The sequence below is a fragment of the Stenotrophomonas sp. WED208 genome (assembly GCF_040984485.1).
Lineage (GTDB): Bacteria > Pseudomonadota > Gammaproteobacteria > Xanthomonadales > Xanthomonadaceae > Stenotrophomonas > Stenotrophomonas riyadhensis.
In genome coordinates, this window is record NZ_JAZARB010000001.1 from 2,372,244 (window position 1) to 2,396,571 (window position 24,328).

Annotated in this window: 22 protein-coding genes; 7 read left to right on the forward strand and 15 right to left on the reverse strand. The window is 66.7% G+C overall.

The window, feature by feature from the left end:
• Positions 1-3 precede the first annotated feature (3 nt).
• The 9 genes from VPH47_RS10600 to VPH47_RS10640 form a co-directional block, all read right to left on the reverse strand.
• Entirely contained in the window at positions 4-276 is a 273-nt protein-coding gene (locus VPH47_RS10600; RefSeq protein WP_005409616.1) for a hypothetical protein, read from the reverse strand.
• Between the two features lie 198 nt (positions 277-474).
• Entirely contained in the window at positions 475-2,511 is a 2,037-nt protein-coding gene (gene fusA, locus VPH47_RS10605; protein ID WP_368850760.1) for an elongation factor G, read from the reverse strand.
• A 415-nt stretch (positions 2,512-2,926) separates the two neighbouring features.
• Positions 2,927-3,685 (reverse strand): hypothetical protein, encoded by a 759-nt coding sequence (locus VPH47_RS10610; protein ID WP_110712267.1) that lies wholly within the window; start codon positions 3,683-3,685, stop codon positions 2,927-2,929.
• A gap of 103 nt (positions 3,686-3,788) precedes the next feature.
• Positions 3,789-4,412 carry a hypothetical protein gene (locus VPH47_RS10615; RefSeq protein ID WP_162622031.1) on the reverse strand — a complete coding sequence of 208 codons (624 nt, stop codon included), beginning with the start codon at positions 4,410-4,412 and terminating at the stop codon, positions 3,789-3,791.
• 107 nt (positions 4,413-4,519) lie between these two features.
• Positions 4,520-5,281, reverse strand: a complete 762-nt coding sequence (locus VPH47_RS10620) for a heme ABC transporter ATP-binding protein (protein WP_368850761.1) — start codon at positions 5,279-5,281, stop codon at positions 4,520-4,522.
• Positions 5,278-6,321, reverse strand: coding sequence for an iron ABC transporter permease (locus VPH47_RS10625; RefSeq protein WP_110712264.1), 1,044 nt, complete (start codon positions 6,319-6,321; stop codon positions 5,278-5,280). The genes VPH47_RS10620 and VPH47_RS10625 overlap by 4 nt, the downstream gene beginning before the upstream one ends.
• Positions 6,318-7,367, reverse strand: a complete 1,050-nt coding sequence (locus VPH47_RS10630) for a hemin ABC transporter substrate-binding protein (protein WP_368850762.1) — start codon at positions 7,365-7,367, stop codon at positions 6,318-6,320. Before VPH47_RS10630 ends, VPH47_RS10625 begins: the two co-directional genes overlap by 4 nt.
• A 51-nt stretch (positions 7,368-7,418) precedes the next feature.
• Entirely contained in the window at positions 7,419-8,795 is a 1,377-nt protein-coding gene (locus tag VPH47_RS10635; protein ID WP_368850763.1) for a YncE family protein, read from the reverse strand.
• Positions 8,796-8,917: 122 nt separating this feature from the next.
• A complete protein-coding gene (locus VPH47_RS10640; protein WP_368850764.1) occupies positions 8,918-9,946 on the reverse strand; it encodes an alpha/beta hydrolase in 1,029 nt (342 codons plus the stop codon).
• Positions 9,947-10,224: 278 nt separating this feature from the next.
• Here VPH47_RS10640 and VPH47_RS10645 point away from each other — a divergent pair, with 278 nt between their 5' ends.
• Positions 10,225-10,995: a class I SAM-dependent methyltransferase gene (locus VPH47_RS10645; RefSeq protein WP_368850765.1), complete on the forward strand. Its 771-nt coding sequence runs from the start codon at positions 10,225-10,227 to the stop codon at positions 10,993-10,995.
• 126 nt (positions 10,996-11,121) lie between these two features.
• On the opposite strand, the gene VPH47_RS10650 is transcribed toward VPH47_RS10645, so the two are convergent.
• The 5 genes from VPH47_RS10650 to VPH47_RS10670 form a co-directional block, all read right to left on the reverse strand.
• Positions 11,122-11,511 (reverse strand): DUF805 domain-containing protein, encoded by a 390-nt coding sequence (locus VPH47_RS10650; protein WP_368850766.1) that lies wholly within the window; start codon positions 11,509-11,511, stop codon positions 11,122-11,124.
• A 188-nt stretch (positions 11,512-11,699) separates the two neighbouring features.
• Positions 11,700-12,977, reverse strand: a complete 1,278-nt coding sequence (locus VPH47_RS10655; RefSeq protein ID WP_368850767.1) for a replication-associated recombination protein A — start codon at positions 12,975-12,977, stop codon at positions 11,700-11,702.
• A gap of 385 nt (positions 12,978-13,362) precedes the next feature.
• Positions 13,363-14,001, reverse strand: a complete 639-nt coding sequence (gene lolA / locus VPH47_RS10660; protein ID WP_197612157.1) for an outer membrane lipoprotein chaperone LolA — start codon at positions 13,999-14,001, stop codon at positions 13,363-13,365.
• A 111-nt stretch (positions 14,002-14,112) separates the two neighbouring features.
• The gene (locus VPH47_RS10665; protein ID WP_248860499.1) at positions 14,113-16,056 is read right to left on the reverse strand and encodes a DUF3857 domain-containing protein; all 1,944 of its coding nucleotides are present in this window, start codon (positions 16,054-16,056) and stop codon (positions 14,113-14,115) included.
• Positions 16,057-16,095: 39 nt separating this feature from the next.
• Positions 16,096-18,456, reverse strand: coding sequence for a DNA translocase FtsK (locus tag VPH47_RS10670; protein ID WP_368850768.1), 2,361 nt, complete (start codon positions 18,454-18,456; stop codon positions 16,096-16,098).
• A 233-nt stretch (positions 18,457-18,689) separates the two neighbouring features.
• Between VPH47_RS10670 and trxB the strand changes: the two genes are divergently transcribed.
• Together trxB and VPH47_RS10680 are read left to right on the forward strand one after the other, a co-directional pair.
• On the forward strand, positions 18,690-19,661 hold the full coding sequence (trxB, locus tag VPH47_RS10675; protein ID WP_368850769.1) for a thioredoxin-disulfide reductase: 972 nt from the start codon (positions 18,690-18,692) through the stop codon (positions 19,659-19,661).
• Between the two features lie 101 nt (positions 19,662-19,762).
• Entirely contained in the window at positions 19,763-20,887 is a 1,125-nt protein-coding gene (locus tag VPH47_RS10680) for a GNAT family N-acetyltransferase (protein ID WP_368850770.1), read from the forward strand.
• An 85-nt stretch (positions 20,888-20,972) separates the two neighbouring features.
• On the opposite strand, the gene VPH47_RS10685 is transcribed toward VPH47_RS10680, so the two are convergent.
• Positions 20,973-22,241, reverse strand: coding sequence for a hypothetical protein (locus VPH47_RS10685; protein ID WP_368850771.1), 1,269 nt, complete (start codon positions 22,239-22,241; stop codon positions 20,973-20,975).
• Between the two features lie 72 nt (positions 22,242-22,313).
• Here VPH47_RS10685 and aat point away from each other — a divergent pair, with 72 nt between their 5' ends.
• From aat to VPH47_RS10705, 4 genes are all read left to right on the forward strand, one after another.
• Positions 22,314-23,054, forward strand: coding sequence for a leucyl/phenylalanyl-tRNA--protein transferase (aat, locus tag VPH47_RS10690; protein WP_368850772.1), 741 nt, complete (start codon positions 22,314-22,316; stop codon positions 23,052-23,054).
• A gap of 86 nt (positions 23,055-23,140) precedes the next feature.
• A complete protein-coding gene (gene infA / locus VPH47_RS10695) occupies positions 23,141-23,359 on the forward strand; it encodes a translation initiation factor IF-1 (RefSeq protein ID WP_005409596.1) in 219 nt (72 codons plus the stop codon).
• Between the two features lie 171 nt (positions 23,360-23,530).
• The gene (locus VPH47_RS10700; protein WP_110712254.1) at positions 23,531-23,803 is read left to right on the forward strand and encodes a hypothetical protein; all 273 of its coding nucleotides are present in this window, start codon (positions 23,531-23,533) and stop codon (positions 23,801-23,803) included.
• A gap of 128 nt (positions 23,804-23,931) precedes the next feature.
• Complete coding sequence (locus VPH47_RS10705; RefSeq protein WP_110712253.1) at positions 23,932-24,315, forward strand: hypothetical protein; 384 nt, start codon at positions 23,932-23,934, stop codon at positions 24,313-24,315.
• Positions 24,316-24,328: the final 13 nt, after the last annotated feature.

Consider the following 24,328-nt stretch of genomic DNA (forward strand, 5'->3'; position numbering starts at 1 on the left):
GGCCTATTTCAACTGCAGGGGGTAGCGCTGCCAGAGGACGTGGACCAGGAACCCGGCCAGCTCGGTGTCGCGCGCGCTCACCGCCGCGCGGATCTTGTCCAGCAGCACCATGTCCGAGCAGGAACGCACATCGGCATGGTTGGCCTGCCCGGCCCGGCGGGCGCGGTAGCGCGCGGCGCGCTGCGCATCACTCATTGCGTACCCGAACTTGGGCGGACGACCGCGCTTTCGCGGCAGGGTCAGCTCCAGGGTTCCGGGGTCTTTGTCATCACGCATGAGAGGGGTGCGGGCGGCGGCGAGCAACGGGGGGTGCGCAATTTATCGTGAGGCATCACTTTAATCCAGCTTTTTCTGCAGTTTTGTTGCGATGCAGTGCAAAAAGCCGCACGCCACGAAGAATCCATCCACGCCTTGCGTGGATGCGCGTTCCAGGCAACAAAAAAGGGAGCCCGCGAACGGGCCCCCTCACCTTCTTCATGCAGCGCGTACCGGCTCGTAACCATGCAGGTGCGCCTCACTGCTGGCCCGCCCCTGGCTGAGCGAACGCAGCGAGGTGGTGTAACCCACCAGCTGCGCCAGCGGTGCGAAACCACTGACCTCGGCACGACCGTCCTGGTCCTCGATGCGGGCAATACGGCCGTGGCGTCGATTGAGGTCGCCGACCACATCACCCACCGACGCTGACGGCGAATGCACCGTCACCGCCATCACCGGTTCCAGCAGCTGCGTGCCACCCTCGGCCAGCGCCGCCTTGATCGCCTCGGCGCCTGCGCGATGGAACGCCATCTCCGAGGAGTCCTTGGCATGGGTCTGGCCATCGACAAGACTGACCTCGATGCCGACCACCGGATGGCCCTGCGGACCTTCCGACAGCGCGGCACGCACGCCCTTCTCCACCGCCGCGATGAAGCTGCGCGGCACCACGCCACCGACGATGCGGTCGTTGAACACGACCTGGTCGTCCTCGCGCGGCGACACATCCAGCACCACGTGCGCGAACTGGCCCTGGCCACCGGTCTGCTTGACCAGTCGCCCGACGACGCCGTTCATCGCACGCATCGGCGTCTCCTGGTAGGCCACGCGCGGCGCACCCACGCCCACAGCGACCTTCCATTCGCTGCGCAGGCGCTCGACCATCACCTCCAGGTGCAGCTCGCCCATGCCCCAGACCAGGGTCTCCGCCGTGTCGCGATCGGTTTCGACGCGGAACGACGGATCTTCCTGGGCCAGGCTGGCCAGACCCTGCGCCATCCGGATCAGGTCGGCCGCACGCGCCGCTTCCAACCGCCAGGCCAGCACCGGCATCTGGGCCTGGATGCTCTCCAGGCGCAACGGCTGCGCACGCCCACTCAGCGTTTCACCGCTGACCGCATCCTTCCAGCCCAGCACCGCCACGATATCGCCGGCCACGGCCTGCTCGATGTCGTGGGTCTGGTCGGCCTGCACTCGAACCAGGCGGCTGACACGCCGCCCCTGCGGATGCTGCGAACTGGCCACGGCATCGCCGACCTTCAACGTACCCGAGTACAGCCGCACGAAGCTCAGCGCGCCGTGCTGCTGGTGGGTGATCTTGAACAGCAGACCGGCCAGCGGACCGTCCGGATCCGGCGGCAGCACCACCTCGCCGCTCTCGCTTTCGGCGGTCACGGCAGGGCGATCCAGCGGCGACGGCAGGTAATCGACCACCGCATCCAGCAGCGTCTCGATGCCCTTGTCCTTGAAGGCCGCACCGGCCAGTACCGGCACGCCCGCACCGGCCAGCGTCGCCCGGCGGATCGCCGCACGCAGCTGTTCGGCATCGATCGCGCGACCTTCCAGCCAGGCATCGGCCAGAAGTTCGTCGTGGTCGGCCACGGCCTCGACCAACGCATCGCGTCGCGACTGCCACGTTGCGCGCAGCGTGTTGTCCCAGGGCGTGATCGCGGTCGCAGCACCGTCCTGCCAGTGCAGTACGCGCTCATCGACCAGGTCGACCCAGCCGCCGAAGTCGCTTTCGCTGCCCAGCGGCACGCCCAGCGCCCACGGCCGCGCCTGCAGCTTGTCCTGCAGCTGCTCCAGCACGCGCTCGAACGAAGCGCCGACGCGGTCCATCTTGTTGACGAAGGCGATCAGCGGCACGCGGTGACGGCGCGCCTGGCGCCACACCGTCTCAGACTGCGGCTGCACGCCATCCACGGCCGAGAACACGGCCACGGCACCGTCAAGCACGCGCAGCGAACGCTCGACTTCAATGGCGAAGTCGATGTGGCCCGGGGTGTCGATCAGGGTCAGCCGATGCGGCGGCAGGTCGCGTGGCGCCCACTGCGCCTGTACGGCAGCAGCGCCGATGGTGATGCCACGTTCGCGTTCGATCGCCGAGAAATCAGTGGTCGCGTTGCCATCGTGCACTTCGCCGACGCGATGGATCTCGCCGCTTTTCCACAGCAGGCGTTCGGTCAACGTGGTCTTGCCGGCGTCGATGTGGGCAATGATGCCAAGGTTGCGACGGCGGGAAAGGACTTGGGTGTTCATGAGAAAGGTTCCTGCAAAGCCAACTCCAGGGGCCGCACACCCCGGTTGGCGACAGGGTGCGCGGCTAGCGTTCGGTCTCGGCGATCTGGTGCATGGCACGTTCTCCTTGCGGTACATCGGGTTACGGGAAATGGAACTGCGAAAACGAAAAGAGCGCCCCGGAGGGCGCTCTGTCGAAGGTCCAGCGATGGCCGCTTCAACGGCCTCGTGGGGCTCCAGGCAGACACGCCCGTTCCGCGCTTGCGCGGGTCAGGGTGAAAAACTTCAGGAGCGGCATCCGGTTCATGGGGCGCATTCTAGACCTGCCAATCTGGCGCGCAAGTGAATATTGCGCACATCAATGGAACGATGAGGCCGACGGGCATCGGGGTCGGATCCCTTTGCCACGGGCAAAGGGATCCGACCCCAGCTCAGCTCACTTGCACTCGTGCAGCTTGCGCGCCTCACCCACCGTCGCAGCCTGGTCGTCCCCCATCGAGATCCAGCCCTTCAACGACATCGCCGGATCCACATGTGGCAGCCGCGGCCCCTCATGGACAACCACCTCGGTCCAGCTGCCCACCGGCGCCAACTCGGACAGGCGTGCCGCCTGGTCGTCCTCAGTACTGAACATGTCGTCCGGACCGGCCGGCGGCGTGGTATTCACGGTTTCCGTCTTGCGGGTTCGTACCCGAAGCGCACCATCCGGGAGCCGCTGGGTGATGACGTCGTAGCGCTCGACGCCATACGCCCACCTGCTTTCGCCAACGCTGCGGGTCTCGCTACCGTCATCAGCCACGGCCACCACCTCGCCTGCCGGCCCGACGACGCCCGCGACAACCCCAAGGCCTGACATCAGTGCCTGATAGACGATCATCTGCCGCTGCTCGGAGGTCAACGCTCCGGCCTTGAGCTTGGCGGCAGGAATCTGCAGGTACGCCGCTTCACTGCACAGCACCAGCACCTGCTGGTCGTCCCAGCTCACCGACATTTCCTCGTTGGCGAAGTACTGCGTCTTCATCGATGTCACAGCAGCACCGTCGCTACTGGAATGCAGGGTCTCGATCAGCGAGGCGTTCTCGGCCGCGTGGGTCAGCGAAACTGGAGATGTCGACGCCGCATTGGCGGCAAATGCAGAGAAAAAGGCCGATGCGAACAGCAACGTCCGCGAAACACCTGAAGCGGAGGGCAACATTGAATCAGTCCATTGAATGTAACTGGCGCCGAATGATACAGCGTCCGGATGGCGCGACCCATCAGTCAGCACCTGCAGATCCACTTCATTGGAAACCTCCCGCTCAGCGGATGAACAGCGGCAGGGCCAGGATGCTGTCGCACGCCGGTGTGCAGCTGCGGAACTGCTCGGCGAGCACTTCGGCGCTCGGCGCGCCCGGCGCTGGTGTCGCCAGCCGGGTGTGGAAGGGATGGCGTTCCAGCAGCCAGGGCTGCGTCTGCTGCAACAGCCGTAACGACTCCGCTTCGCGATCGCGTACCGAGATCCAGGTCGGCCTTGAGTGCAGGCGGTCGAACAGTCCAGACACCACAACTTCACCGATGTAGGTCGTTTCGCCTGCGCGCACGTCGAAAGTCAGCGCTTCGTCTTCGGGCACCGCCCCGACGTATCCATAACCGTGTTCGGTCAGGTAGCCGACATAGTGTCGCCCGGCCTTGGCGCGGACGGCGGCCAGACCGGCCCTGCAGCCGAACTCGAATTCACCGCGCAGGTCAGCCAACGGCGACGTCGACCGCGTGCCGCTGGCAAAGATCGTGATCAGCCTGATGTTGCTGGTGGCACAGTTCACCGACATCACCACGTAGCCCTCGTCCGCGGCCAGTGGAACATCCGGTCGTGCCTTCAGCGTCGCGCACCCACCCAGCACCGTCGCGAGCGCTGCCGCGACCACCCACGAAATCCCTTTCATCGTGCTTGCCCCCTGGTTCTGCCGGAGCATACGGGATCCGCTGCCGCCGCGCCATTGAGGGGCCTGATGCCGCGGTCAGAAGCGCCCAGCGCGACGCCCTCACACCGTCACGTGACCACCACCAGCGGCACCCCACGCCGTGGATGCTCCAGCACCACCACATCCTGCTGGTACACGCGGTGCAGGTTGTCCTCGGTCAGCACCTGCAACGGCGTACCGTCTGCCGCCACCCTGCCCTGCTCCAGCAGCACGATGCGGTCGGCATAGCCGGCGGCCAGATTCAGGTCGTGCAGCACCACGATCACGCACGCACCCGCTTCGGCACAGGCGCGCACACTGCGCAGCGTGCGCTCCTGGTGGCGCAGATCGAGCGCAGCGGTCGGTTCATCGAGCAACAGCAGCGGCGTGTCCTGCGCCAGCACGCGCGCGAACGTGGTCCGTGCGGACTCGCCCCCGGACAGCTGCTGCACCTCACGCAGGCGCAGCGCCTGCAGCTCGGCGGCATCGATCGCCGCTTCCACCTGGGCGTCGTCCGCCACCGGATCCGGCGGATGCGGCAACCGTCCCATCGCCACTACTTCCTCCACGCTGAAGGCGAAACGCACGCCATGCTCCTGTGGCATCACCGCGCGCTCGCGCGCCAGTGGTCCGGCCTTGTAGCTGGCCAGCGGCCGGCCCAGCAGACTGACTTCGCCCGCGTCAACGCGCAGGTCACCGGCGGCGACCGCCAACAACGTGGACTTGCCCGCGCCATTCGGGCCCACCAGCGCGGTGACCGTACCCGGTTCGAACGCCAGCGAGATGCCATGCAGGATCTCGCGCTGCTGGCGGCGCACCACCACCTCGTGCAGCTTCAACAGCCCGCTCATGGAGCGGCCTTGCGGCGCTGCTGCAGCACCAGCCAGAGGAAGAACGGTGCGCCCAGTGCGGCCGAGAACAGGCCCAGCGGAATCTCCGCCGGCGGATCCAATGTGCGCGCGGCGGTGTCGGCCACCACGATCAGCAGCGCACCGAGCAGCCCGGACAACGGCAGCAGCCAGCGATGACCAGGGCCGACCAGCAGGCGCGCCACGTGCGGCACCACCAGACCGACGAAGCTGATCGAGCCCGCAAACGCCACCGCCGCACCCACCAGCAGCGCACTGAACGCCACCAGGCGGCGACGCGTGCGGGTGACATCCAGCCCGAGGTGCTGTGCCTGGCGCTCACCCAACGCCAGCATGTCCAGCGGCGTGGCCAGTCGCTGCAGCGCGAATACACCGATGGCGAACAGCGGCACCACGGCCGCTACATCGGCCCAGTTGGCGCGCGCCAGCGAGCCCATCTGCCAGAACACCAGCGACTGCAGCTCGCTCTCGCTGGCGATGTATGTAAGGAAACCGATCAACGCCGAGCAGAACGCGGCCATCGCGATGCCGACCAGCAGCAGCGTGGCGTTGCCCGTACCCTTGCCGGGCCGGGCCAAGGCGTAGGTCAGGCCGATTGCCAGCGCGCCGCCAGCGAACGCCGCCACCGGCACCAGCCAGCCGGCAGCGCCCGCGGCGCCGAGAACAATGGCAGCGACCGCACCCAGCGCAGCACCCTGGCTGACACCGACGATACCGGGATCGGCCAGCGGGTTGCCGAACAGACCCTGCAGGCTGGCACCGGCCATCGCCAGCGAGGCACCAACCATTGCGCCCAACAGGGCGCGCGGAATGCGCAGCTGCCAGACCACGGCCAGGTCACGACTGCTGACCGCCTGCGGATCAAGCAGTCCCAGCTTCACACCCAGCGCCTGCACCACCTCCAGCGGCGGCAGCCGCAGCGGGCCCACGGCGAACGAGGCCAGCACCGCCCCCAGCAGTGCCAGCAACGCCACCAGCAACATCGTCCGCCCGCGACGGCGCCGCCGATCCGCCGGACTCATGCCTTCGGCAACGCCGCCAGGGCCTTGGCCAGCGCCAGCGCGCCAGCACCGGAGCCGACACTGGTGTACTTCAGCTGCACATCCGGCATCACCCAGACCCGGTTGGCCTGCCCGGCCGGGGTCTGCTTCAGCGTCGGGTAGGACTTCCACAGGCCCCCGGCGCCGCCGAACAACTGCAGGTCATGCTCGGTCACCAGGATCACCTCCGGTGCCGCCGCGACCACGCCCTCATTGCTCAGCTGCGAGTAGTTCTTCACTCCCGCTTCGGTACCGATGTTGACGCCGCCGGCCAGGGCGATCAGCTGCGCCGACGCACTGTCAGCACCGGCCACGGTCGGTGCGCCACCGGCGCCGGTGGCCGAGACGTGGATCACTCGTGGCGCATGGCCCAGGCCCTTGCCAATCGCTGCAGCCTCGTCGAGCTGACGCTGCACCTGCGTGGCAAGTGCCTGCCCTGCCTCGGCCAGCCCTAGTGCGGCGGCGACCTTGCGCACCTTGTCCGGCGCTGGCTGCAGGTCGTCGATGACCACGGCCGGTTCACCCACTTCGCGCAGCTTCCTGGCCAGCTCGGTATGGCGGCGCAGGCTGTTGCCGAGGAACAGCGAGCCCTTCAGGCTCAGCACGCCTTCCACGCCCGTGGTGCGGTTGAACAGGAACTGGTGCGGCGCGACCAGGCCGGCCCGGGTGGTGGTGTTGGTCGGCGCGGCGAACACCTGCTTGTCCAGTCCCAGCGCTTCGATCACCGCGATCACGTCGTCACCACCGGCGATGATGCGGCTGGTATCGGCCACCTCGACGTCGGCGCCGTCATCGGAATGCACCTTGGCCGGCAGCACGGCCTTCTGGTCGCGCACGGCCGGCATATCGGTGCCGGCCACGCGCTGCCAGCCTGCTGGCAACGCAACTTCGCCAGCCGCGGTTGCGGCGGCGGCGGGCTCAACCAGCTTGCCGGTGTCCGAGGGCGTCGATGAACCGCCACAGGCAGCCAGTGCCAGCGAGACAGCCAACGGAAGTGCGCACAGGCGCAGACGGGACGCGATGTTCATGCTCGTTCTCCTTGCTGGCAGGGCGACGCGCACGTCGCCCCGCCGTGTGACTTACTGCTTCGGGGTGATGCGGGTGATGCGGTCACCCTTCGGGTCTTCGGCGCCGCGCGACTTGTTCACCGCGAACACGTTGCCCTTGCCGTCGGCGCGGACATGGTTCGGCAGCGTGCCACCGTCGAGGTTGGCGACCACCTTGCCGTCACCGTTCACCACGGTGACCGTGCCAGCGCCACGGTTGCTGACGTAGGCCAGGCCGGAGGCATCATCGAAGGCGACGTTCAGCGCGCCGGCGCCGACCGGCACGTCATGCAGTACCTTGCCGGCGGCCACATCGACGATCAGCAGGTTGTCGGTGCCCTGCGAGGCCACGTACAGGCGGTTGCGCGCTGCGTCGAAGGCCACGCCCGAGGCGCTGATCGAATTGCCCAGGTCAATGACCTTCTCGACCTTGCCGCTGGCCACGTCGATCACCGCCGCTTCCGGGGTGCCGATGCTGACGGTGAACAGCTTGCCGCCCTTCTCGTCCAGCACCAGGCTCATCGGGGTGAACTTGCCGTCGTCCACGCCGGACTCCAGCGTCACCGCCGGCAGCTCCTTGAGGGTCTTGGCGTCGAACACCGACAGGTGGTCCTCACCCGTGGCCGAGGCGAACACCTTGCCGTGGGTGCCATCAACCACTACGTCGCGCGCGTGCGGCACGGCATCGACCGGGAACTGGTGGACCAGCGACAGATCCTTCTGGCGGTAGACCGCGATGGAGTTCTGGCGGGTATTGGTGACCCAGACATTGCCATTGGTGTCATCCACGCCCACGCCGTAGACCGCGTACACCGCACCATTGGTGCTGCCCGGCACCTGCGCCGGGGTGATCGCCTTGGTCACCTTCAGCGACTTCGGGTCCAGCTTCAGCAGCTGCGACTGGGTCACCGGCGGGCGGCCCACGGCCGAGGTCACGAATACCGCGTTGCTGGCGGCGCTGTAGGCGGACTGATACAGGCCCGGCACCAACTTGCTGGACTGGGTGGCGAACTGCGCCTGGCCGGACAGCGGCAGCTGCGGCGAGACGCGCAGCTTCAGCACCGTGGCTGCAGCCGGCTGGCTGGCGCGCACCACCACCGGGTGGGTGCCCGGCACCGTGTCGGCCGGAATGCTCAGCTGGGTCTTGAAGTTGCCATCGGCATCGACCACCAGCGGCTGCGTGTTGAGCACGCTGTCCCCACGCAACAGGCTGACTTTCTGGCCCGGCACGAAACCGCGACCGACCACGTCGGCAGTGCTGCCGGGAACCACGTTCTCACCGCGTGAGACGACCTCACCCTTGAAGGTGGCGTTGGCCGGCTGATCGAACACCGGCTGCGCGGTGGCGGTCACCGCCAGCAACAGGCCGGCGGCGAGGGAAGTGAGACGGAAAGACGGACGGAACGACATGGAAGGCTCCTTGCACACGTAGGCCGCGCCACGTGGCGCGGGAGTCATCGGTTGCCTGGGCCGCTGCACGTCGGCAGCCTCGCCTGGGTAGTGGGGTCGCACGGCATCGCGTGCGAAGGGATTCATTCGGCGCCGTTGTCACCACCGTTGGGCGCGCCATCACTGGCGCTGCGGTCAGTGACGCCGTACAGCTCATGCAGCGCGGCATGGAACGACGCCGGCAGCATCGGGCCGTGGCCGAGGCCGTCGAACTCACGGTACTGCACGCGCATGCCCGGCACCTTGGCCAACCGTTCGGACAGCTGCATCGCCGCATCCGGGGTTGCGCCACCGATGCGGCGCAGGTGTGCGACCACGCGCGGATTGTTCATGTCGCGCTTGCCGCGATCACCGACACGCTCGGCACCGCCCAGCATCAGCCAGAGCTTTGCCGGCTGGCCATGCACGTTCTGCACGAACTGCTGCTCCGGATCACCCAGGGCCGCGCCCTGGCTCCACCACAGCGACGGACTGGCGGCCAGATAGGACTGGAAGGCGGCGGGACGGGTGTACAACGCATTGAGCACGAACAACCCGCCCAGCGAGTGACCCCACAGCGCTTGCTGCTGCGTATCGATGCGTGCGCGACGCTCGACTTCCGGCTTGATGCGGCGTTCGATCACATCCAGGAAGGCTGCGGCGCCACCCCCGACCGCCTGGGTCGTACCGCTCTCGTCGTCGGCGCGGTCGATCCACGCGGTGTAGTCGCGGGTGCGTGCCTTGGCGTCGATGCGCAGGTCGTTGTCGTAGCCGATCAGCACCAGCACCGGCGGTGCCTTGCGTGCGGCCAGCTCGGCCAACAGCGGCTGGTCCAGCACCATGGCCACGGCGTTGCCGTCCAGCGCGTACAGCACCGGCAGCGGCGTCTTGCCGGCCTTGGCCGGGATCGCCAGGTTCACCCGCCAACGGCGCTGCTGGTCCGGGCTGTCCACCACGAAATGCTCGAAGCGATAGCTGGCCGCGGGCTCGTCGAGCACGGTGTGGCCGATCTTCTGCAGCGGATTGCGCTGCTGTGCATGGGCGTACGGGGTGGGCAGGAGCAGACCCATCATCAAGGCGGCCAGGCCGCGGGCCAACCGGCCCCGGCGCGAAGGCAGGACGAAATGCTTCATCAGCGGCGGCAGAAGCGGCCCACGGCCGCCGGTTCACAAGGGACCGCAGTCTACCTCAAACGCGAATGATTATCACATCGATCAAACGTCACACTGTGTATCACGCGCGCATGGGGACCTTCGGCACGAAACGAGGTAATCGGCAGGCTGGATTCGCGCCACGGCCATACGGCAAGCTAGGCGGCATCAACAAGAACAGGGACTGTCATAGCGTGTACGCCATTTGCCGCAGCCTTGCCCGAAAAGGGCTCGACACGATTCGCCCACACGTCTTCCCCGTGAGCATCCCGACCACCGAGAGGCCCGCCTGCAACATCTGCGGTTTCCGCCTGCGAGCATCCCGCGAGGCCATCGCCGGAAGGGATACCCGCAGCTGTATTGGCTGCGGATCAACGCTGCGCTTCCGTGCCCTCATGGCAGCCCTGCAGTCGGAATTGGACCAAGCGCGGGAGATCCGCGTGCTTGAGCGGACCCCCAGGCGCGGACAGATCAAGGGAATCGGCATGACCGACGCCCATATCTACACTAGTGCCCTGCGGCGCAAGTTCGATTACATCAATACCTACTTCCACAAGCGCCCCATGCTGGACATCCGTCACCCAGCCGCACACTACCTGGGAAAATATGACTTTGTTGTCAGCTCCGATGTGCTGGAACACGTGGATGGACCCTGCGAGCGCACGCTCGAAAACCTGCGGGCATTGTTGAAGCCGGGCGGGCTGCTTGTCCTCACCGTTCCCTATGGATTTCACGAGGTCACGATTGAGCACTTCCCTGAGCTCAACGACTACCGGATCGAGGGCAAAGGTGCGGATCGGGTTCTTGTCAACATCACCAGCGATGGCAGGGAGCAACGATTCTCTGACCTGTCCTTCCATGGTGGTGACGGCTCAACTTTGGAACTGAGGATCTATTCGTATCCTCACCTGGTGCGATTGCTGGGGGAAGCCGGCTTTGTTGACGTCAAGCTTCACGATAGCCAATACCCGCAATGGGGCATCATCCACAACAACCTGCTGGGCTTGCCCATCACGGCACGCGCCGCATAGGCCGTCAGCCCCCTCCGGTATCCTGCCTCGCGCAACCGACACCCCCATGAAAATGACGAAGCCGGCGAAACGCCGGCTTCAGTTCATTGCCCTGGGAGAGTCGAGCCATGCTCGACTCATGCAAGATCACGGCCCCGAAGGCACCGGACCGTACACGTTCTCCTGCGGCGTGCCCGGCAGCAGCGAAAAGATCATGATCACAATGCCACCGCCCGGCACCAGCGCCAGCAGGAACAGCCAGCCCGACTGATTGCAGTCATGCAGGCGGCGTACGGTCACGGCAATCAGCGGCACGATCGTGGCCAGCCACATCACGCCCAGCAGTACCACCATGCCGATCAGGACGCCGGCCAGCGCATCGGGGCTGTTGCGCAGGAGGATCGCCAGCACACCGGCCAGCAGCATCACCGCGGTTGCGACCAGGAACAGGAACAGCTGGTACATCCAGTACTCGCGGCGGTTGGCGCGACCCTCGAACTGGGCGTAGCGCTTCAACGGCAGAATCATTTCCTGCACGGCATCGATCCTTGATAGAGAAGCCGCGCAGTTTGCCAAATGCACGTGCGCAGGACAATGTTGCGACGAACCACGCTCGGCTGCCATTGCCCCTGTAGAGTCGAGCCATGCTCGACTGCTGTTCCAGAGGGCACCCGTAACCCGCGCAAGAGCGAAGTCGAGCATGGCTCGACTCTGCAAGAGCTGGGTCAGCGGCCCTTTGCCGCCCTTGCCGCCTCGCGCTCGGCACGCAGCCGGTCCAGCTTTTCCTTCAGCTTGATTTCCAGGCCGCGCGGCACCGGGTTGTAATACACGCGCTCGCCCATCGCATCCGGGAAGCCGGTCTGGTCCAGTGCGATGCCCCCTTCGGCATCATGGTCATATTGGTACTCGGCACCGTAGCCCAGCTCCTTCATCAGCTTGGTCGGCGCATTGCGCAGGTGCAGCGGCACCTCTTCGGTACCACTCTCGCGCACGTCGGCCTTGGCCTGGTTGAACGCGGCATAGCCGGCATTCGACTTCGCCGTACTGGCCAGGTACAGCACCAACTGAGCGAACGCGAGTTCGCCCTCCGGACTGCCCAGCCGCTCGTAGATGTCCCAGGCCTCCAGCGCCATGCTCTGCGCACGCGGATCCGCCAGGCCGATGTCCTCGATCGCCATGCGGGTCAGCCGGCGCGCCAGGTAAGACGGATCGCAGCCGCCATCAAGCATGCGGGTCAGCCAGTACAGCGCGGCATCCGGGTTGGAGCTGCGCACGGATTTATGCAGCGCCGAGATCTGGTCGTAGAACTGCTCGCCGCCCTTGTCGAAGCGACGGGTCCGGTCGGCCAGCACCTGGGTCAAGGTCTGCGGCGTGATACGCCCACCCTCCCCGCCCGCCAGTTCGGCGGCGATTTCCAACAGGGTCAACGCACGACGCACGTCGCCGTCGGCGGCGGTCGCAATTTCCAGCAGGAGTTCGGGAGCGACCTCGATGTGCTCTTCGCCCAGGCCGCGTTGGCGGTCACCCAGCGCACGCTCCAGCGCCTCAACGATGTCTGTGGGCGAAACGCCCTCCAGCACGTGCACGCGGCAACGCGACAGCAGCGCCGAGTTCAGTTCGAACGAGGGATTCTCGGTGGTGGCACCGACGAACAGGATGGTGCCGCGTTCGATGTGTGGCAGGAACGCATCCTGCTGCGCCTTGTTGAAGCGATGCACCTCATCCACGAACAGCACGGTGCGGCGGCCTTCGGCGAACCGTTGCGCCGCCTCGGCCAGCACCTGGCGCACTTCCGGCAGGCCGGACAGCACGGCGGAGATCGCACGGAACTCGGCGTCGGAATATTCGGCCAGCAGCAGTGCCAGCGTGGTCTTGCCGCAGCCCGGCGGCCCCCACAGGATCATCGAATGCACGCGACCGGATTCGACTGCGCGACGCAGCGCGCTGTCCGGCGCCAGCAGGCGCTTCTGCCCGACCATCTCGTCGAGGGTGCGTGGGCGCATGCGCTCAGCCAGCGGGCGCAGATGTTCCCGATCGACGCTCAGCAGATCGGGGCCGGGAAAGGAGGTTGAACGATGTCTTGCCACCCGCTCATTGTACCGCGAGAGCGTGCCAACCAAGGTTGGCAGCCACCACAGCGGCCGGGCCATGATCGGTAGCGGATCAAGCTGCAGGGATCGGTAGTGCCGGTCGCTGGCCGGCAGATCAAAAGCATGTCAACCAAGGTTGACACCCACCAAGGCGGTGCCGGTTGACACCCACCAGAGCAGGTTGCGCCGGGCCGTGATCGGTAGCGGATCAGGCTGCAGGGATCGGTAGTGCCGGCCGCTGGCCGGCAGATCAGAAGCGTGTCAACCAAGGTTGACACCCACCAAGGCACAGGCCGGATCAGTTACCGATGACGTCGGTGCCCTTCGGCGGGGTAAAGCTGAAGGTGCCGGCAGCAAAGCCCGGGTTGCGCTTCCAGCCACTGAAGCTGATCACGGTGCGCTGGCCGACGGCGTCGGTGATCTCCATCTTGGCCAGGCCCTGGGCGTTGAAGCCCAGCGCGGCGTACTGGAAGCTGGCTTCGGTCTCACGCTTCGGCGACAGCGACAGCCACTGAAGGCCATCGCGCTGCGCGGCCTCTTCACTGACGTCGTACTGCTGCTCCAGCAGCGCCGGGTTGATCAGCGCGGTCAGTGGGCTGTTCTGCTCTTCCTTGCCCTGCTCGCGCACGGTGGCCTGTTCCAGGTCCGGCTCGTACATCCAGACCTTCCTGCCGTCTGCCACGATCAGCTGTTCGTGCGGGCGCACGTACTCCCAGCGGAACAGGCGCGGCGCGGACAAGGCCACGCGGCCGCTCGTCGATTCCTTCACCTTGCCGCGATTGTCGAACACCTGCTGGCTGAACTGTCCATCCAGGCCCTTCAGGCCACTGGTGAAGGTCTTCAGGTCATCGCGGGCGCCTGCCCAGGCGCTGCCGGCGGCGGCGCAGGCCACGGCCAGGGTGGTGGTGGCAAGGAAACGGCGGAAGCGGAAGTTCATGCGGGAATCCTGTGGGCGCGGGCGCCAGGAAAGGTGGTTGCCAGTGTGCCCGGACAAAGATGAATGGGCGATCAGGGCGACATTATGCCGCCCCGAACGTCCATCGGCGATTCAGCCACCCGAGCCGGGCAGCTTGCCGTACAGCACCTGGCCACGGAAGCCGCGCCGCACTTCGCGGTACAGCGCGCGGAACGCCGGATAGTCCTGCGGCTGGCACAGCGCCTCTGGTCCACGCACCGCGTTCTGCTGCAACCGGTGATGCACGATCACGTCCTGGCCCTCGCGGCTCCAGTCCACCCGGTACTCGCCGGCGGCGTTGGCAAAACGCTGACTGGCCGGGATGGCGATGATCGGCGCATTGGCCGGGAACTGCAGGCGATAGGTTTCCTCGCGCAGGCTGGCATTGCAGTAGAACGGCGTCTCGTTGGCCGGCGCCGAGGCGGTGGCGTACAGGCCACGCACCGATTCGCCACCCGGCGGGTCCGGTACGGCCATGCCGCCGGCCACGCTGAAGTCGGCGTAGTCCTCGGCCTGGAAGGCCATGCGATAGCCGAACGGCCGGGTCAGGTCGACCGGCACGCCCTGGATCTGCAGCTGCCCTCGCCCATCGAAACCGGACGCGGCCATGATCTGCTCTTCAGCGCGCGCACGGTTCTGTGCGTTGAGCTGGGAGAACTGGGCGCGCATGCCGATCTCGGCGTTCTCGCCCAGCTTCGGAATGGTCTCGCCGCGCAGGTTGCCATTGGCGTCGAAGGTGAAGCGCACTTCCATGGACGTGGCATTGCGCTGCGGCGTATTGGCCGGGGTGCGTGCCAGCGTGGCGTCGCGGGTACGCATCACCGGCGCACCGAGGTCGCCTTCCGGCAGCTGGCCGAAGCGCGCCCAGGCCGTGGTCGAATCCAGGTACAGATCGAACTCGGGAATGTAGGTGATGGCGTGGTTGAAGCGACCCAGCACCGGAATCTTCGGCAGTGTCGGGCCGCCACCGGCACCGATCAGCACCGGTGAGCTGGCGATGCCCTTGGCCGCCAGCAGCGCCTCCAGGATCGTCACATGGTCCTTGCAGTCACCGTAGTGGTTGTCGAGGATGCTCTGCGCGCTGTTGGGCTCCAGGCCGCCATTGCCCAGGTACACGGCCACGTAGCGGATGTTCTGAGCCACCCAGCGGTACAGCGCATCGGCTTGTTCGCGGCGGTCGCTGATGCCGACGGTGATCTCATCGGCCAGCGCCTGCAGTTCCGGCGTGACCTGAGCCGCCGGGCCAGCCTTGAGCTGGTAGGCGCGGCCCATCTGCGACCAGTCACGATAGGTGCTGGCCATGATGTTCGGGCCGAACTCCCAGCCTGCCGCCGACCAGTTCTGCGCCGGCATGGCTTCGCGACGCTGGTAGCGCCAGCGCCACTGTGCCTGGCCGTTCTTCACCGTCGGGCGATCACTGCCCTGCACGCCGCGGCTGTCGACGAACATCGGCAGGTTGGCCGGCGCACTCAGGGTGACCTCGGCGTCCTCATACTCGGTGAAGACATTGAAGGTCTCCCACAGGCCGAAGTAGCCCGGGAAGTACGGCGTGGCCTGGGTGCGGCGCACCTGGTAGTACAGGCGCGTGCCCGGCGCCAGATTCGGGAATACGATCACCCGCACCTTGCGGTCGGCATACATCGCCGCCGAGGCGCTGGAATAACTCTCCTGAGTGTAGATGCGGTCGGCCGGCACGTCGCGGCGCTGGCCGTCGGCGGTGATCGTGTAAGCGCCGAGCACGTCCAGCGTCTCCATCTTCTCACTGTAGCTCAGCCGCACCTGGCTGAACTGCTCGACGGAGGCCTTGGTCTTGAGCAGGACTTCGTAGGTTTCGGTCTGCACATTGCCCGCATCCGGCCGCACCTGGTAGTCGGCGCGGTAACGGACAATGCTGAAATTATTGCTGGCTTCGGTATCGCCGCTGGTGGAAGGCGGCGCCGTGGCGGGCGCGGAGGTGGCGGTGTCTGCCAGTGCCGGGCCGGCAGCCATCAGGGCTGCCAGCGCCAGTGCCAGCGCGCTTGGTACGGGGTGAAGCATGCGTCGGTTCCTTGGACGTCGTGGGGGATACGTCGGGTCTTACTTCGGCGGCGGCGGTGCCAGCACCGTGCGGTCGCCGTTGTGCTCGGGCGGACTGACCACGCCGGCCGCTTCCATGGCCTCGATCAGTCGCGCTGCACGGTTGTAGCCGATCTTCAGCCGGCGCTGCACGCCGGAAATCGAGGCACGGCGGGTCTCGGTGACCACCCGCAGCGCTTCGTCATACAACGGGTCGGACTCATCGCCGGCAGAACTGTTCTCGGGCAGGCCAGTGGCACCGACGACTACGCCGTCGCCCATCGTCTGCACTTCGTCCAGCACGCCGTCGACATAATCGGCCGGGCCCATCGCCTTGAGGTGCTCGACCACGCGGTGCACCTCCTCGTCGGAGACGAAGGCGCCGTGCACGCGCTCGGGCATGGCGGTGCCCGGCGGCAGATACAGCATGTCGCCGTGGCCGAGCAGGGTTTCCGCGCCGGACTGGTCGAGGATGGTGCGCGAGTCGATCTTGGAGCTGACCTGGAAGGCGATGCGGGTCGGAATGTTGGCCTTGATCAGGCCGGTGATCACGTCCACCGACGGGCGCTGCGTGGCCAGGATCAGGTGGATGCCGGCCGCACGCGCCTTCTGTGCCAGGCGCGCGATCAGCTCTTCCACCTTCTTGCCGACGATCATCATCATGTCGGCGAATTCGTCGATGAAGATGACGATGAACGGCAGCGTCTCCAGCGGACGCGGCGCCTCGCCCAGTTCCGGGTTCGGCTTGAACAGCGGGTCCATCAGCGGCTGGCCGGCGTCCTGGGCTTCCTTCACCTTCTTGTTGAAGCCAGCCAGGTTGCGCACGCCCACCGCGCTCATCAGCTTGTAGCGGCGCTCCATCTCGGCCACGCACCAGCGCAGGCCGTTGGCGGCCTCCTTCATGTCGGTGACCACCGGCGCCAGCAGGTGCGGGATGCCCTGGTAGACACTCAGTTCGAGCATCTTCGGGTCGATCATCAGCATCCGCAGGTCTTTCGGCGAGGCCTTGAACAGCAGGCTCAGCACCATCGCGTTGACCGCCACCGACTTGCCCGAACCGGTTGTACCAGCCACCAGCAGGTGCGGCATGCGCGCCAGGTCGGCCACGGTCGAGCGGCCAGCGATGTCCTTGCCCAGCGCCAGGGTCAGCACGCTGGCCGATTTGTCGTACTCCTTCGAACGCAGCAGCTCGGAGAGGTAGATCATCTCGCGGGTGACGTTGGGGATTTCCAGGCCGATCACCGACTTGCCCGGAATCACGTCGACCACGCGCACCGACTTCACCGACAGGCCGCGCGCGATGTCCTTGTCCAGCGAACTGATCTGGCTGACCTTGATGCCCGGCGCAGGCTCGATCTCGAAGCGGGTGATGACCGGGCCAGGGTTGGCGCCGACCACCTGGGCGTCGATGCGGAAGTCCTTCAGCTTGAACTCGATCTGCCGCGACAGCGCGTCCAGGGTTTCCTTGTCGTAGCCCACCGGCTGCGGCTTGGGATCGTCCAGCAGGGCCAGCGGCGGCAGGTCCGATCCGTCGCCGTTGACGCCCCGGAACATCGGGATCTGCGTGTCGCGCTTGGCCCGGTCACTCTTCTCGATCACCGGCTCCGGGCGTGGCTCGATCTTCACCGGCTCGCGCTTGGCGCGCACCTCGGCATCGGCCTTGCGTACCTCCTGGCGTTCCTCACGCATCACCCGGGTCTGCTGCCACTCGGTGACTTCTTCCTTCTTGCGCGCCAGCAACGGCGCCAGCGACATCACGCCGCGGCCGATCTTCTCCATCACCGTGAACCAGGACAGCCCGGTGGCGAGGGTGATCGAGGCCAGCAGCAGCACCAGCACGAACAGGTTCGCGCCCAGCGTACCGAAGCCCACCGTGAGCGAATTGCCGACCAGCTTGCCGAGGATGCCGCCGGCACTGGAGACGTCGCCACTGAACAGGCGCACATGCAGGAAGCCGGTGCCGGCGATCAGGAAACCGACCAGGCCAACCAGGCGCAGCGCCGGGTCCAGATCGTTCTCGCCCTTGCTCTCGCGCTTGAGGCCGAACATGGCGATCCACGCCAGCGCGCCCAGCACCACCGGCAACAGGAAGGCGATGTAGCCGAACAGCTGCAGCAGCACGTCGGCGATCCAGGCGCCAGCGCGGCCGCCGAGGTTGTGCACCGGCGCGACCACGCTGCCGGTGTGCGACCAGCCCGGGTCGGTCGCTGAATAGGTGAACAGACTGGCCGCCAGGTACAGCAGCGCCGGCGCGATGGCGATCAGGCCAAGGTCGCGCCAGAGGCGTTGGCGGCGTGGATTGTCGGTCGTCGCCGCCGCGGCCGTGCGACGTGACGCCTTGCTGTCGTCGGACTTGGAGCGTTCGGGGACCTGCTTCGCCACCTTAGACCATACCTTTGGAATGCGCTGTTAGTGATTGATAATAAATGAGACGGCGTCAGTTTTCAGTTATGCGACGTCCGACGGGGCAATCAGAGGGCCGGAACCACTGCTGGATGACGGCGTTCTGTTCATCGGCTTGAATCGCCCTGCCCCAGCCGCCACTCTATGACCAGCCACGGATGCTGCGCAAACATCGCCAGCGCCTTGTCCCATCTACCTTTTCGCGAGTCTACATGAGCACCAGCCTGCCCTCCCGCCACCAGCGCCTCGTCATCCTCGGTTCCGGCCCGGCCGGTTGGACCGCCGCCGTCTACGCCGCCCGCGCCAACCTGAAGCCGGTCGTCATCACCGGCCTGCAGCAGGGCGGCCAGCTGATGACCACCACCGAGGTGGACAACTGGCCGGGCGACGCCCACGGCCTGATGGGCCCGGACCTGATGGCGCGCATGCAGGCCCATGCCGAGCGCTTCGAGACCGAGGTCATCTTCGACCACATCCACACCGCCGATGTGTCGCAGCGCCCGTTCAAGCTGATCGGCGACAGCCACGAGTACACCTGCGATGCCCTGATCATCGCCACCGGCGCCACCGCCAAGTACCTGGGCATCCCGACCGAGGACGAGTTCAAGGGCCGCGGCGTGTCTGCCTGCGCCACCTGTGACGGCTTCTTCTACCGCGACCAGGATGTGGTCGTGGTCGGCGGCGGCAACACCGCCGTGGAAGAGGCGCTGTACCTGTCCAACATCGCCCGCAAGGTCTACCTGGTCCATCGCCGCGACACCCTGAAGGCGGAAAAGATCATGCAGGACAAGCTGTTCAAGAAGGTGGCCGAAGGCAAGATCGAGACCGTCTGGCACCACCAGGTGGCAGAAGTGCTGGGCAATGATGCCGGCGTGACCGGCGTGCGCGTGAAGTCCACCCTGGACGGCAGCACCCGCGACATCGACGCCCACGGCTTCTTCGTGGCCATCGGCCACCACCCGAACACCACCCTGTTCGACGGCCAGCTGGCGATGAACAACGGCTACCTGGAAATCCGCTCGGGCCTGGGCGGCAACGCCACCCAGACCTCGGTGGAAGGCGTGTTCGCCGCCGGCGACGTGGCCGACCAGCATTACCGCCAGGCGATCACCTCGGCCGGTTTCGGCTGCATGGCCGCACTGGACGCCGAGCGCTACCTGGACGCACAGGGCAAGGCCAGCTGAGTCGCTGACCGCACCGTGCAGCGTCGAGCCATGCTCGACCCAGGCAAAAGGCCGACGCCAACGCGTCGGCCTTTCTGTTTCATCTGCCCTATCCTTCGCTCATGCCTTCCCCCCGCTTCCTCGACTCCCTGCAGTCCATTGCCGCCACCGACTGGGACGCCCTGCACGACGGCCGCAACCCTTTCGTCAGCCACGCCTTCCTCTCGGGCCTGGAACAGCATGGCTGCCTGCGCGAGGACTGGGGCTGGCAGCCCCGGCACTTCACCCTATGGGAAGGCGAGCATCTGGTCGGCGCCATTCCGGGCTACCTGAAGACCAACTCGCACGGCGAGTTCGTGTTCGACCACGCCTGGGCCAACGCCTATGCCCGCCACGGCCGCGACTACTACCCGAAATGGCTGGGCGCGGTGCCGTACTCACCGGTCACCGGCCCGCGCCTGCTGGCCCGTCATGATTCAGAGCGCGCCGCATTGCTGTCGGCGTTGCGTGACGCATTGCCGGCACTGGGTGTGTCGTCGGCCCACATCAACTTCCATACCGCCGGCGACGAGGCGCTGTTCGGCGATGACTGGCTGCTGCGCGAGGACGTGCAGTTCCAGTGGCAGAACCCGGGTGACTGGGCCACGTTCGAGCAGTTCCTCGGCGCGATGGACCACAAGCACCGCAAGAACATCCGCCAGGAACGCGCCAAGGTCACCCGCCAGGGCATCACCTTCCGCGTGGTGCACGGCGACGAAGCCAGCCGCGCCGACCTGCAGGCGATGTACCGCTTCTACCTGCAGACCTTCCTCGAGTACGGCAATGCCCCAGCGCTGACCGAGACCTTCCTGCGCCATCTGGCGATAACCCTGGGACGCGGGCTGGTGCTGTTCCTGGCCGAACAGGACGGCGAGCCGATTGCCGGCGCCCTCTGCCTGCGCGGCGGCAACACGCTGTACGGCCGCTACTGGGGCGGCGCCACCCTGCCCGGCCTGCACTTCGAAGCCTGCTACTACCAGGGTATCGAGTACTGCCTGCGCGAAGGACTGAGCCGATTCGAACCCGGCGCACAGGGCGAGCACAAGCTGGCACGCGGCTTCCTGCCCACATTGGTGCGCAGCCGGCACTGGGTGGCCGACACGGAATTCGCAGAAGCGCTGCTGGACTGGTGCCGGCAGGAGCGGCGCGATGTGCGGCGCTACCAGCAGGCATTGCAGGGGCATGGGCCGTTCCGCGTAGAGCCGTAGAGTCGAGCTTGCTCGATTGGCGCGGCGCCGAAAAACGTGCCAACCAAGGTTGGCACCTACCAGGGCGATGTCGAGGGCGCTGTGCTCAGGTGCACTGCCAGAAGTGCCCGCTCACCTGGCACTTCGAACACCAGAACGTGTAGAGCATGCCGCCACTGCCCCAGAGCAGCGCGCCTCCACCGGTGGTCGGCAGTGTCGAATCCAGCTGCATCACGAAGGGCATCTCCTCGCCGCAATCGATGCACGCCGGGTACCACGCACTCTGCACCCAGCTTGGTGCGCCACCCACACGCGACAGGTTCTGCCGATGATTGGACTGGCCCCAGTCCTGTTGTTGCCAGCGCGCGCTTTCGAGCGCCACCAGGCCCACCTCGGCCCGCATCAGGTCGCCACTGTCGGTGGGCGTACTCGGCACCTCGCGGTGCTGGCTGGGATGGCAGGTGGGCAGACCGTCGGCATCGTGGCGATAGAAACGCACGGGCGGGTCTTCCCAGCCGCAGCAGTCCAGGCACAGCCCCAGCGTGATCTCGCCCGACGCGCCCGGCTGCAGCGCGGCAGCATCGGTCCGCAGCAGGCGCTGCAGCGGCGCATGGCAGCTGCCACACAGCGCTTCCAGTGGTCCTCCCATGTGCCCGGCGTGATGCACCTGCCCACCATTCCAGGTCGGGTGCAGGCGCCAGATGCGCTTGCGCCAGCTCGGCTCGTCCGCCTGCTGCGCGCGATGCTGTTCGCGGCCGAAGCGGAAGTGCAATGGCCGCTCGCCATGCAGGCGACGCGGCTGCGGACCTTCGGCGACGCCGGCCCAGTGCGCCCAGACCTCGGCATCCAACCGCCCCCAGTCGACCAGGTAGCCGCGAGCAATGGCGTAGGTCTCGGGCTGGGCGGCGAGCAGCAGCGCCCTGGCCCGCGCCATTTCGCGATCGTCATCGGCTTCGGCCAGGATCTGCGCCCAATGCGCGGCCGTCGCGCTGGGCAGGCCCTGCCAGACCTGCGCGGCCAACTGCACCTCATCCTCACCGGCGACCGCCAGCAATGCCTCCCAATCGTCCTGCAGCACCTGCGGCGCCTGATAGCTGGCGAACTCCATCACGCTCGTCAACACGTCACCGCGCTCGCCTGCGCGATAGCGGCGCCACGCGTCGGCCGCGACCGCGGGCACCGCGCCATCCGGCAGCAGGTCCAGCGCCATGTCGAGGAAGGCCGAGCTCGGCGAAGGCCGCGCCAGCGCCTGCAGCATCAACTCTCCCAGCCGACGCGGCTGTTCAGTGGCCAGCGACAGCAGCATGCCTTGGCTGTCGTTGCGCGTACGCGGGGCGTCATGCAGGTCGAGGATGGCGCTGATCGAGTCACTCATTCGGAGGCTCCTTGCCGGTGAACAGTGATGGTGCCAGACATCACGAATCACCACGACGAATACAATGGCCCCATGACCCGCCAGCTGCCCTGGCGCCTGGCCGACGCGCCGGACGCCCCCTTCCCGCCGGCCGAGACCGCCCTGCGCCAGCCAGATGGCCTGCTTGCGGTGGGCGGCGACCTGCATCCGGTGCGCCTGCTCAACGCCTATGCCGGCGGCATCTTCCCGTGGTTCAGCGAGGGCGAGCCGATCCTGTGGTGGTCGCCGGACCCACGCACGGTGTTCCGCACCGATGGCGTGCACCTGTCCAGCCGCTTCCGCCGCCAGTTGCGCAGCAGCACGTGGGAGGTCACCGCCGACACCGCCTTCAGTCGTGTGATGCGCGCCTGCGCCGCGGCGCCGCGGCCCGGCCAGGACGGCACGTGGATCAGCCCGGCGATGGTTGAGGCCTACAGCCAACTGCACGACCTTGGCTTCGCCCATTCCTTCGAAGTCTGGGATCGGCAGACATTGGTCGGCGGCATCTACGGCGTCGCGATCGGCGCCATGTTCTTCGGCGAGAGCATGTTCAGTGGCGCCAGTGGCGGCTCCAAGATCGCCCTGGCCACGCTGGCAGCCACCCTGCGTGGCTGGGGCTGGGAACTGATCGATGCCCAGGTGGAGAATCCGCACCTGCTGCGGATGGGCGCCGAGCACCTGCCGCGCGCGGACTTTCTGGAGCACGTCCGTCAGGCCGTACACCGTGACGGCCGTGAAGGTCCCTGGACCCAGGCGGTAGGACGCTTGCCAGCACGGCGTTTGGCCGGGGGTTAACACAAACTTTGCAAGCCGGGCCCATCACGCGTAAAATACCGCGCCTTAGGCCCAGCGTGGCCGTTTTCTGAACCGCACAGGACTACATGTCGAAAGACGATTCCATCGAGTTCGAGGGCACTGTCAGCGAGACGCTGCCGAACACCACTTTCCGCGTTCGTCTGGAAAATGGGCACGAAATCATCGCCCACATCTCCGGCCGCATGCGCAAGAACTACATCCGCATCCTCACCGGTGACCGGGTCAAGGTTGAAATGACCCCGTACGACCTGACCAAGGGTCGTATCACCTACCGCATGAAGTAAGCGGTCGGCGCCTGGCGCCACTTCGACAGGGCCGGCCTTGCTGCTGGCCCTTTGTCGTGCGCGGAAGAAAATTCCAGGCTTCACCCGCAACGCATTTTCGTCGTTGTCTGAAATCCAGCGTCGCGCCGGATGGCTAGACTCAACACGTTCTTCACACTGGGCGTTGCGCGCATGACCTATCTGATCGTACTGGACCCGCAGTCCGTCACCAGCCGCTGCTATGCCAGCAAGGGACCGGATGGCACCTGGTTCGGTCAACCCTGCCTGGTCTGCACCAGCATGGACGCATCGCACCCGCTGTACCTGGCCGTGCAACGTGAGATCCCGCATCTGGGTGGCACCCTCAAGCAACGCCTGCACATTCCGCACGAGGCGGTCGCTTTCGTCATCGAGGATGGCGGCGACCAGGGGCGACAGCAGGGATTCCGTTCGATCGCGGCCTGACGCCGCCAAAGGTCATCGTGACCGAACTCACCGTGGCGTCGGTCAGCCCCGCTTGAGGCAGATTCGCATTTGCAGCGACAGCGGCATCGTGGGATCCGATCCAGTCCGGATCGCCACCCCACCCGATCATGAACGCCCTGCTCCCGCACGTCCTGCTGCCGGCAGTTCTGCTGGTCAGCCTCCCCCTGTCGGCGCCCGCCGCCGAACCCGCCAGACCCTCCACCGCGGCCGAGTGCATCGCCCTCGGCACCAGCCGCGACATCCGCCCCTCCAGCACGGAACGCGAAGTGCTGCTGCGCGACGGCAACAACCACTATCGGGTCCACCTGCAGAAGCGCTGCCTCGGCGCCGCCGCCTCGGCCAGTTACGTCTTCTTCACACCCGGCACGCCCGAGCAGATCTGTGGCGATGCTCGCAGCACGCTGCAGACCGACAGCAACCACTGCACCGTGACCCGGATCGAACCGGTCGATGCGGCAACCTTCAAGCGCCTGGCCCAGCAGGGACGTTGAAAAGCGGATACGC